Annotated in this window: 7 protein-coding genes; 6 read left to right on the top strand and 1 reads right to left on the bottom strand. The window is 54.6% G+C overall.

Going from position 1 to position 10,266, the window contains the following annotated elements:
* The first annotated feature begins 4 nt into the window (after positions 1 to 4).
* The gene (locus IEY39_RS12090; protein ID WP_188931770.1) at positions 5 to 2,356 is read left to right on the top strand and encodes a glycoside hydrolase family 127 protein; all 2,352 of its coding nucleotides are present in this window, start codon (positions 5 to 7) and stop codon (positions 2,354 to 2,356) included.
* Here IEY39_RS12090 and IEY39_RS12085 read toward each other — a convergent pair.
* Complete coding sequence (locus IEY39_RS12085; RefSeq protein WP_188931768.1) at positions 2,326 to 3,213, bottom strand: AraC family transcriptional regulator; 888 nt, start codon at positions 3,211 to 3,213, stop codon at positions 2,326 to 2,328. The two genes, IEY39_RS12090 and IEY39_RS12085, sit on opposite strands and share 31 nt — an antisense overlap.
* 150 nt (positions 3,214 to 3,363) lie before the next feature.
* Here IEY39_RS12085 and IEY39_RS12080 point away from each other — a divergent pair, with 150 nt between their 5' ends.
* The 5 genes from IEY39_RS12080 (at position 3,364) to IEY39_RS12060 (ending at position 10,248) form a co-directional block, all read left to right on the top strand.
* Positions 3,364 to 4,620 carry an NAD(P)/FAD-dependent oxidoreductase gene (locus IEY39_RS12080; RefSeq protein WP_188931766.1) on the top strand — a complete coding sequence of 419 codons (1,257 nt, stop codon included), beginning with the start codon at positions 3,364 to 3,366 and terminating at the stop codon, positions 4,618 to 4,620.
* Positions 4,621 to 4,635: 15 nt separating this feature from the next.
* Positions 4,636 to 6,846, top strand: a complete 2,211-nt coding sequence (locus tag IEY39_RS12075; protein WP_188931764.1) for a S9 family peptidase — start codon at positions 4,636 to 4,638, stop codon at positions 6,844 to 6,846.
* 88 nt (positions 6,847 to 6,934) lie between these two features.
* Entirely contained in the window at positions 6,935 to 7,858 is a 924-nt protein-coding gene (locus IEY39_RS12070; protein ID WP_188931762.1) for a dihydrodipicolinate synthase family protein, read from the top strand.
* Positions 7,855 to 9,504, top strand: a complete 1,650-nt coding sequence (locus tag IEY39_RS12065) for a GH39 family glycosyl hydrolase (RefSeq protein WP_188931759.1) — start codon at positions 7,855 to 7,857, stop codon at positions 9,502 to 9,504. Before IEY39_RS12070 ends, IEY39_RS12065 begins: the two co-directional genes overlap by 4 nt.
* Before the next feature lie 90 nt (positions 9,505 to 9,594).
* The gene (locus tag IEY39_RS12060; RefSeq protein ID WP_188931757.1) at positions 9,595 to 10,248 is read left to right on the top strand and encodes an NAD(P)-dependent oxidoreductase; all 654 of its coding nucleotides are present in this window, start codon (positions 9,595 to 9,597) and stop codon (positions 10,246 to 10,248) included.
* Positions 10,249 to 10,266: the final 18 nt, after the last annotated feature.

The raw sequence follows: 10,266 nt of genomic DNA, 5'->3' as shown, positions 1-10,266 counted from the left end.
TACGATGAAGCAAATAGTCTGGTTATTCGCTACTATCACCACCATCACGGGCATGGCGCAATCCTATGTTCCGGAATACAACAATAAAGAAGTAAAACAAAGCCCGGTCGTCGCCATAAAAGCCTATCCCTTCGATCTGAAAGACGTTCGCCTCCTCGATGGACCCTTCAAACAAGCCATGGAGGCCGACGCTCGCTATCTTAAAGAAATAGACCCCGATCGGCTACTCTCGGAATTTCGCCGCCACTCCGGCCTCGATCCAAAAGCGGAGAAGTATGGTGGCTGGGAATCTTCGGGTCTGGCAGGTCATACGCTGGGACATTATCTCTCCGCCTGTTCGATGCAATATGCCGCCACCGGTGATACCGCCTTTCTCCATCGGGTCAGCTATATCGTCAGTGAGCTGGCTGTCTGCCAGCAGGCCCGGAACACCGGCTATATCGGCGCCATCCCCCGCGAGGATACCCTGTGGGCCGAAGTCGCCGCCGGCCATATCCGCTCTCACGGATTTGACCTCAACGGCGCCTGGTCTCCCTGGTACACCGTACACAAAGTGATGGCCGGACTGCTGGACGCGTATCTCTACTGCGGCAATGCCCGGGCTCTGGCAGTGGAGAAAGGCATGGCCGACTGGACATCCACCATCGTCGGAAATCTTCCCGATTCTTCCATTCAAAAGATGCTGGCCTGTGAATATGGGGGGATGAATGATGTACTCGCCAATACGTATGCCCTCACCGGCGACCGGAAATACCTCCTTCTGTCGTACAAATTCCACGACAAACGCATTCTCGATTCCCTGTCCCGCGACATGGACGACCTCGCCGGCAAACATTCCAATACCCAGATACCAAAGGTGATCGGCTGCGCCCGGCGCTACGAACTGACGAATGACGACCGTGACCGCCGGATAGCCGAATCCTTCTGGGCTATCATTGTCAAAGATCACTCCTATGCCACCGGCGGCAACAGCGACTACGAATACCTGGGCCCGCCGCGGCAACTAAACAACGAGCTCACGGAGAATACCACCGAGACCTGCAACACCTACAACATGCTAAAGCTGACCCGGCATCTCTTTGCCTGGCACCCTTCGGCCATGCTGATGGATTATTATGAAAAGGCGCTGTACAATCATATTCTTGCCTCACAGAACCATGCCACGGGAATGATGACCTATTTCGTCCCGCTCCGCATGGGTGGACATAAGGAGTATAGTGATCCTTTCAACACCTTTACCTGCTGTGTCGGCTCGGGCATGGAAAATCATGTCAAGTATGGTGAAAGCATTTATTCCCGGGGCAGTGACGGTAGTCTCTATGTCAATCTTTTCATATCCAGCAGGCTCAACTGGCGCGAAAAGAGCGTCACCATACAACAACTGTCCGGACTCCCCGGCAATGATCGCGTGACCCTCACGATCACCGCTGCCCGCCCGACCACCTTTACCCTCCGGGTTCGCAAACCCCATTGGGCGACCAATTCCCAATCCTTTCCGGTAGGGGAGGACGGCTATATTACGATTACCCGCACCTGGAAAGGCACAGAAACCATCGACCTCCACTTCCAGGAGAATTTTTACACCGAATCCATCCCCGACAACCCCAACCGCATCGCGCTCTTTTATGGCCCGGTGCTGCTCGCCGGCGAACTGGGGAACAAGGAGCCCGATCCGGTGAAGGGCATCCCCGTCCTCGTCGCCTCCGGCCAGGACCCCAATCAATGGGTGCACCAGGCGGGTACTGATGACCTGGTCTTCCATACCACCGGCGCCGGACAACCCGCGGAAATCACCCTCATCCCCTTCAACAGGACGGAGAACGAATATTACAGCGTCTATTGGGATTATTTTACCCCCGCTGCCTGGACCGTCCAGCAACAGAAATATGAAGAAGAAAGAAAGAAGGAACAGGAGCTCGAAGAAAAAACCATCGATCGCCTGCGCATCGGGGAGATGCAACCCGAACGCGATCATTCCTTTGCCGGCGAAAATCTCCACGCCGGCGAAGAACACGGGAAAAAATGGCTTTCTACCGACGACGGCGGCTGGTTCTCCTTCACCATGAAAGTAGACTCCGCGGCGGCCAACACCATCCTCTGTTCCTATTGGGGCGACGATCACCGCGGCCGCATCTTCGACATCCAGGTGGATGGGCAGACCATCGCCACGCAGAACCTGGGGAGCTTAAAACAAAGTAAGTTCTACGAAATAAGCTACCCCGTACCCGCTGATTTAACCCGCGGCAAACAGATCGTCACTGTCAAATTCGCCGCCCACAGCCCCCGCACAAGCGTCGGGCCGGTCTCCGGGACTATCAGCATGATTCACTCGGCTACCGCAACCGACTTGAAATAACTATCCACGTATTCACTTGGTGACTTCCGCGTCACACTCTTGAATACGCGATTGAAATTGGTGATGCTGTTGAACCCGCAGTTGTAAGCGACGGTCGCGATGCTGTCATAATTGCCATCCGACAGCTTCTTACAGGCTTCGTTGATGCGCACCTCGTTTAAAAACGAAACAAACGTATGCAGCGTATGCTTCTTGAAGTAGCGGCAGAAGGCCTGCGGGGTCATGTGCGCCTGTTTGGCGACATCCTCCAGCGTAATGGGCTTGTCATACATCTGCATGATGTAGTTGTAGATGGTCCCGATGCGGATGCCTTCATGCTCGCTGTAAGCGGCGGGCTGCGAACAGGAAGAAAGGGGTTCCAAACGCTGCAACGAGCTCAGCTGCTTTAACAGTTCGATAAAGTGGATCAGCTGATCGACACCCGAGCTTTCCTGGATCTCCAGCATTTTGGCCGACACTTCGGCCGTATGTTGCGGGGGAACCTTAAAGCCGGTTTGCTGGTTTTGAAGGAAGGTTTTTAGATTCTTTATCTCGGGAAGCTCGAAAAAGCTGTCCAGCTGTCCTTTTATATTAAAAAAGATATTGAGGGTCTGCACCTTTTTCTGGCTCGACGGTGAGAAATAGGATGGATCACTCTTGAACACATGCGGCAGGTTCACCCCGAGCCAGTAGATATCACCCGAACGGAAAGCGTACATATTATTTTCCGCTACCAAGGTGCCTTCTCCCTGCTGTATCCAGGTGAGCTGTATCTCCTGGTGCCGGTGAAGATGCGGGTAAAAGTGCGGGAGCTCATCCTTTTGCACGATGACTGTCTTATCATGCGGCACCGGTATGGTGAATTGTAATACTTTCATCGCTGCGCAGTTTTGGTGTAATATCTAAATTACACCATTTGCAGATATTATCATCAAATGATCAATATCGGGTAAAAGCTGGTTAAAATATGGGCAAATTAGGCTTATTTCGGCAAAATCGCCCACGCCATTTCCCCTTATTTTTGTTGAATGAGAAAAAATGTAGTCGTCGTTGGAGGCGGTATTATTGGTTTAAGCTCAGCTTTCTATCTTCAAAAGGCCGGACATAAGGTTACCGTTTTAGATAAGTCGGATTTCAGGGACAATTGCTCCTACGGCAATTGTGGTTATGTATGCCCCAGTCATTTTATTCCGCTCGCAACCCCGGGTATCGTTCGCCAGGGATTAAAATGGATGCTCAACTCCCAAAGCCCTTTTTATGTTCAACCCCGGCTTAGCCGCTCGCTCATCGACTGGGGAATGAAATTCATGAAGAGCGCGACACCCCAGCACGTCGAACGGTCGGCCGCTCCCCTGAAAGATATCGCGGTTCTCAGCCAATACGAATACGAGAACACCTGGCTGCGGACACCACATTTTGACTTTGCCTATCAGCATAAAGGGCTGCTCGAGATCTTCCAGACGGAAGCCGCGGCGGAACATGCCCATCATACCGTGGAGAAGGCACATGAATTGGGATTGGATGTCGATCTGCTCGATGCCAAAGCGCTTCAGGAGAAAGAGCCGCATACGAGGGTGAACGGTCTTGGCGCCATTTTCTTCAAATGCGACGCTCATCTTTACCCCGACAAGCTGATGCGGGGGCTGATTCAGCTTTTACAAACGGCCGGTGTCGAATTATTGCCGCACGAAGAGGTGCAGCGTTTCGAGACGGCTAAAGGCGCCGTCAAACGCCTCATCACCCCCCTCCATACTTTTGAAGCCGACGCCGTCGTCATCGCAACCGGCTCCTGGAGCCGGGAGATCGCGGGCCTGCTGGATACCCGGCTGCCGCTGGTGCCGGGTCGTGGTTATTCGGTGACGCTCGAAGACTCCCCCTGGCGGGTCAACTACCCCGCCATCCTCGTCGAAGGCCGCGCCGCCATCACGCCGATGGATGGCAATAAGATAAGATTTGGCGGAACGATGGAGATCACCTCCACGCATACCCCACCCCGTTATGCCAGGGTACAAGGCATCCTCAATGCGGTGAAGCGGTTCTATCCTGAATTCGACGTACCTATGCCGCCGCGCGAAAAAGTGTGGTATGGCTATCGCCCCTGTTCGGCAGACGGCCTGCCCTACATCGGTCGGATAAAAAGATACAACAATGTAGTGATAGCGACGGGTCACTCGATGCTTGGCCTCAGCCTGGGCGCGGGTACAGGCAAATTGGTGAGCGAACTCGTGGATGAGCAACCCGCCAGCATCGATCTGTCCCCTTTTGCGGTGGAAAGGTTCGACTAACGTAAACCAACCTATATGCTTCGCAAATTCCTGCTGCTGCAGGGCGGGCTTCTTTTTGCCCTGCTCACCGCACAAGCGCAGCCCACACCAAGGCCGAACACAGTTCGGCCGGCCGAAGGCCCATCATTAGCCATGGAGCGCGGCCGGGCGATCTTTCCTCAACGCCCGGATAGCGCTCCATATCAGCCCACGCAGGCGGAGATCATGCAGCGCTATCGGAAAGCCCGTATGCTCGACAGCATCGCCACCCGCAGCATCTTCAAAGCTGCCGTCCACCCGCATTGGTCGGCCGACAACACCTCTTTCTGGTATCGGAATATCCTGCCCGACAGCGTAATGGAATATGTCTCGGTAGACATGATCCATGGCACCCGCCGGAAACTGGATGTCGCCCCGGCTGACTCCTTACCCCGGCGCACCGTCTTTCAACACTATACGGGTAGACGCTGGGGCTCTTTTACCACCGATTCCCTTTCGCCCGACAAACAATGGGTAGCTTACATCGCCCAAGGCAACGTCTTCATCCACCCGGCCAACGCCACCCGGGCAGAGGCCTTCCCTTTCACCACCGATGGTGACACGGCTAAACCCTATGGCGATCTGGCCTGGTCGCCCGACAGCAAATATCTCGTCGGCTATCATGTCAACCCTGTACGCGATTCCGCTGTTTATTATGTCCTGTCTTCCGTAGCCGGCACCTCCCGGGGACAGCTTCGCAGTCATCCCTACAAACAACCTGGCGACCCCTGGACTACCTATGAGATGTTCGTCTTCCGGCTGGACGGTCACCAAAAGCTGAAGGTCAACACCCCCCTGGTCGATTTCTTTGCCGCGCCCGAACTGCACTGGCGACATAACGATAGCCGCTACTTCACCTTCGAACGCGTCGAGCGCGGCCACCAGCGGTTTCGCATCATCGAGGTCGACGCCGCTACGGCAGAGACCCGCAGCGTCTACGACGAAAAGACCAATACGTTCATCTATGAATCGAGGCTTTTCACCTACTACCTTCCGGAAACCAACGAAATCCTCCTTACCTCCGAGAAGGACGGCTGGCAGCACATCTATCTCATTGACGCTATCACCGGCATCCAGAAACAGGAGATCACCCGAGGTCATTATGTCGTACGGAATATCGACAGCGTCGATGCAAAGCATCGCGAGATCTGGTTCTCAGCCTGTGGCATGAACCCCGATGAGGACCCTTACTATATCCATTATTATCGCATCGGGTTCGACGGTAAACATCTCGTCAACCTTACCCCGGCGAAAGCCAACCACATCGTCACCTTTTCCCCCGACCGGAAATATTATCTCGATGCATATTCGGAGATCAATGTTCCTACCATCAATGAGTTGCGCCGGACATCCGACGGGAAGAAGATACTCGAGCTCGAACAGGCAGACGCATCCCGCTACCTCGCCGCCGGGCTGCGCTTCCCCGAACCCTTTCACGCTAAAGGCCGGGATGGGGTCACCGATATCTGGGGCATCATTGTCCGCCCGGCCGACTTCGATGCGTCAAAACGATATCCCGTCATCGAGAATATTTATGCGGGTCCCCAGGACGCTTTTGTTCCAAAAGACTTCACAAGCCGGTATAGCGAGATGCAAAGCATCGCCCAATTAGGATTCATCGTCGTCCAGGTAGATGGGATGGGTACGGCCAACCGATCGAAGACCTTTCACGACGTCTGCTGGAAGAACATCGCCGACGCCGGATTCCCCGACAGAATTCTGTGGATAAAGGCCCTGGCGGCAAAATACCCCTATGTGGATACGACCAGGGTAGGGCTTTACGGGACATCCGCCGGTGGCCAGAACGCCCTCGGTGGCCTGCTCTTCCACGGTGATTTCTACAAAGCCGCTGTCGCTTCCTGTGGCTGTCATGACAACCGTATCGACAAACAATGGTGGAATGAGCAATGGATGGGCTATCCTGTGGACAAACACTACGATGAACAGTCTAATATCACCAATGCCTGGAAGCTGCACGGCGCCCTCCTGCTGATGGTAGGGGAGGCCGATAACAATGTTCCACCGGAGTCTACCTATCGGGTCGCCGATGCGTTGATCAAGGCCGGTAAGATGTTTGAATTTTTGCCGCTGCCGGGTTCTGACCACACCGATGGCGGACCCTACGGCCGTACCCGGCGGCGTGACTTCTTTGTCCATCACCTGCTGGGTGTCGAGCCGCTGAATCGCAACGCCAATGAGCCCTTATAGGCCCCAATCGGTTAATATCTGAACAGGATTGATTAAAAATAAATATGTGCCCCTGTCGCCTAATAAATATATTTGAAAAAAACAGCCTATGCCTATAGCCTGGAGAGGAGTATTTCCCGCACTTACCACCAAATTCACCGCAAAAGACGAACTCGATCTGAAACTTTTCGAAAAGAACCTCCATTTTCAACTGGCCTCCGGTGTTGACGGCATCATCCTTGGCGGCAGCCTTGGCGAAGCAAGTGTCCTCACCACGGAGGAAAAAGAGCAGCTGGTAAAATTTGCCGTCGACTCCGTGGCCGGCAAAATACCGGTTATCCTCAACATCGCCGAAGGCTCTACCCGCGAGGCGCTGCAACAAGCTGCCTATGCAAAGCAGTGGGGTGCGGAGGGGCTGATGATCCTCCCGCCTATGCGTTATTCGTCCGACCATCGGGAGACCGTCACCTATTTCAAGACCATCGCCGAGTCTACCGACCTCCCGATGATGATCTATAACAATCCCGTCGATTACAAGACGGAAGTAACGCTGGACATGTTCGAAGAGCTTATCGAATGCCGGAACATCCAGGCCGTGAAGGAATCTACCCGCGACGTGTCCAACGTCACCAGGATGATCAACCGTTTTGGCGACCGGCTTAAAATTCTCTGCGGTGTCGACACCCTGGCGATGGAAGAGCTGCTGATGGGCGCGGATGGCTGGGTTGCCGGCCTGGTATGCGCTTTCCCCGCCGAGACCGTCGCCGTCTACCGGTTGATAAAGGCCGGCCGGATAGAAGAAGCGCTGGCCATCTATCGCTGGTTCCTCCCCGTACTGGAATTGGATATCCATAGCAAACTCGTGCAGTACATCAAACTGGCCGAAGTACAGACAGGCATCGGCAGCGAATATGTCCGGGCCCCCCGGCTTCCGCTGGAAGGAAAAGAACGGGAAAGGATATTACGGATCATTGGGGAATGCGTCGCCACCCGGCCGGTATTACCTGGCTATCTAAAATTAGCACACACATGAGGCCTTTTCTGGCAATTATTAAATCAGCGTCATCACTGCTGGTTTTGGTTAATGGATCCCTGCTATTCCTGGCAGGGATTTTTTTGCCCCATCTGACCATGGCGCAGCCTGCCGGCCAGACTCAGCCCGCTGCCATTTCTATCGACTATGCTGTCCAGGGAAAGCCCCTCAACCCCTTCTGGGCTTATTTCGGCTACGACGAACCGAACTACACCTACATGCATGACGGGAAAAAGCTGCTCACCGAACTCTCTGCTCTCAGCCCCACACCCGTCTATGTCCGTTGCCATAACCTACTCACCACCGGCGACGGCACTCCCGCGCTGAAATGGGGTTCGACCAACGCCTATACCGAAGATGCCAATGGCAACCCTGTTTATGACTGGCACATTGTGGACAGCATCTTCGACACTTATATCCAACGCGGGATGAAACCTCTGGCCGAGATCGGCTTTATGCCGGAGGCCTTGTCGACACACCCCGAGCCCTACCGTCATCATTGGAAACCCGGGGTAAGATACGACAGCATCTATACCGGCTGGGCGTGGCCGCCCCGGAATTATTCAAGGTGGGCAACCCTCATCGAAAAATGGGTTCGTCACTGTGTCCAGCGTTATGGGGAGAAAGAGGTCGCCACCTGGCTCTGGGAGGTTTGGAACGAACCGAATATCAGTTATTGGAAGGGTACCGAGCAGGAGTATTTTCGGCTTTATGACACAACTGCTGCCGCAGTGAAGAGAGCTTTTCCTTCCGCTCGCATCGGCGGCCCTGCGACAACGGGTCCCTCCTGGGACAAGGCGGCCCGCTGGCTCCGCGACTTCCTTGACCAATGTGCACAAACCAATACTCCCCTCGACTTTATCAGCTTCCATGCAAAGGGCAGCCCCAAGGTTGTCGAAGGACATGTACGCATGAATAGGAAGCCCCAGCTTTCCGACGTGTCCAACGGGTTCGCCATCGTAAAAGCCTCCCCTTATAAGAACCTGCCCATCTATATCACCGAGTGCGACCCCGAAGGCTGCGCCGCCTGCGGCATGGCCACAAATCCCGAGAACGCCTATCGCAACTCCACCATGTACTCGAGCTATACTGCCGCTTCCTTTGCCCTCATCGCCGACCTTGCCGACAGCTTCCAGGTGAACCTGGCAGGCGCCATCAGCTGGTCGTTCGAATTCGAAGGTCAGAAATGGTTCGACGGCTTCCGCGATCTGGCGACCAACGGTGTCGACAAACCGGTGCTCAATGTCTTTCGCATGTTCGGTATGATGAGGGGCAACCGCATCCCGGCCGGCAATGCTTTCGCCGCCGCCGACCAGCATTCCCTCTCCGTCATGGTCTGGAATTATACCGATGACGATCTGCCCGGTGAGCCACTGATGACAAGCATCACTTTAACCCATCTGCCCGCAAAAAAGGTAAAGGTCACGCACTATCGCATCGACGGCAGTCACAGCAATGCCTATGAAGTATGGAAGAAGATGGGTTCACCGCAAAACCCGACACCAGCCCAATATCGTCAACTCGAAGCAGCCGGCCACCTGCAGCAGCTTGACGCACCCCAATTACTTACGGTGACCAATGGCGCCCTCACCATTCCAGTGACGCTGCCCCGGCAGGCGGTATCCTTAATAAAATTAGCATTCTAACGCGCAAACTTCTTCCTGTTAGTGCCTTCTTGGGTCATCAACCTGCACGACCTACCTTTACTCTCCAAAAGTAACTAAATTACCAAAAAAATGAAAGTAGCTATCATCGGAGCCACAGGCTTTGTCGGAACAGCCCTCCTGAATGAATTGACCACCCGTGGACATGAAGTCATCGCCATTGCCCGGCACCCGGAAAATATCCGGATCAAAAGCCCGCTCATCCACCCGGTGACCGCCGATGTCCTCGATCCGCAGCAGGTTGCCAAAGCCGTAAAAGGGGCCGATGCTGTCGTCAGCGCCTACAATCCAGGCTGGACAAACCCCCGTATCTATGAGGAGTTTCTGGAAGGAAGCCGCGCCATCCAGGCCGGTGTCAGGCAATCCGGGGTAAAACGGCTCATCGTCATCGGCGGCGCCGGCAGTCTCGAAATAAAACCCGGCTTTCAGCTGATAGATACTCCTCAGTTTCCGGCCGAATACAAACCCGGCGCCTCCGGAGCCCGTGACTATCTCAACGAAATAAAAAAGGAAAAAGACCTGGAATGGACCTTCTTCAGCCCGGCTATTCTGATGAACCACGACCATTCCGGCGTTCGCAGGGGGCACTACCGCCTCGGTCTCGACAACCCGGTGTTCGACGCAGAAGGGAAAAGTGTGCTTTCGGTGGAAGATCTGGCCCTGGTGATCGTCGATGAGCTCGAACATCCCAAGCATATCCGCCAGCGCTTCACGGCGGCATATTAATGGCGGTCGTTGCCGGTC

It is taken from the genome of Puia dinghuensis (genome assembly GCF_014642875.1).
Classification (GTDB): Bacteria; Bacteroidota; Bacteroidia; order Chitinophagales; family Chitinophagaceae; genus Puia; species Puia dinghuensis.
This window is presented reverse-complemented; position numbering and strand designations above follow the sequence as displayed.

Excerpts from the sequence above, each read along its gene's own strand:
- IEY39_RS12065 (WP_188931759.1), top strand. The coding sequence starts at position 7,855 with ATGAGGCCTTTTCTGGCAATTATTAAATCAGCGTCATCACTGCTGGTT.
- IEY39_RS12085 (WP_188931768.1), bottom strand. The coding sequence starts at position 3,213 with ATGAAAGTATTACAATTCACCATACCGGTGCCGCATGATAAGACAGTC.
- IEY39_RS12075 (WP_188931764.1), top strand. The coding sequence starts at position 4,636 with ATGCTTCGCAAATTCCTGCTGCTGCAGGGCGGGCTTCTTTTTGCCCTG.
- IEY39_RS12060 (WP_188931757.1), top strand. The coding sequence starts at position 9,595 with ATGAAAGTAGCTATCATCGGAGCCACAGGCTTTGTCGGAACAGCCCTC.
- IEY39_RS12070 (WP_188931762.1), top strand. The coding sequence starts at position 6,935 with ATGCCTATAGCCTGGAGAGGAGTATTTCCCGCACTTACCACCAAATTC.
- IEY39_RS12090 (WP_188931770.1), top strand. The coding sequence starts at position 5 with ATGAAGCAAATAGTCTGGTTATTCGCTACTATCACCACCATCACGGGC.
- IEY39_RS12080 (WP_188931766.1), top strand. The coding sequence starts at position 3,364 with ATGAGAAAAAATGTAGTCGTCGTTGGAGGCGGTATTATTGGTTTAAGC.